This window comes from Thermodesulfatator autotrophicus (genome assembly GCF_001642325.1).
GTDB classification, from domain to species: domain Bacteria; phylum Desulfobacterota; class Thermodesulfobacteria; order Thermodesulfobacteriales; family Thermodesulfatatoraceae; genus Thermodesulfatator; species Thermodesulfatator autotrophicus.
On record NZ_LSFI01000125.1, the window covers coordinates 1 to 319 of the forward strand.

Sequence of the window (319 nt, forward strand, 5' to 3'; positions counted from 1 at the left end):
TTTTTGTTGAAGGAGATAGAGGAGATTGATAAGCAGTTGAAGGAGCTGGAAAGGGAGCTTGAAACCGTAGAGACCGAAATTCAAAGGTGGAAAGAGTATATCCTGAATACCGAACTTATAAAGGAATCTTTCAAATACTTCTCAAAAATCTTTCCTCAATTAAGCCCACCAGAGCAGAAGGGACTTTTAAAGATGTTGATTAAAGAGATAGTCTTCACTCCCTCCCAAATCAACATTTATTTCTTTGAAATGCCAGAGGAAGAAATAAGGTTGAATCTGCCGAAGGCGGTTGGTTTCGAAGAAAACTTCAAATGGCTCC

1 protein-coding gene is annotated in these 319 nt (G+C 38.9%); it reads left to right on the top strand.

The features are described from left to right. Positions 1-319, top strand: a 319-nt coding sequence (locus TH606_RS11815) for a hypothetical protein (RefSeq protein WP_197460582.1), incomplete at both ends; no start/stop codon positions are given.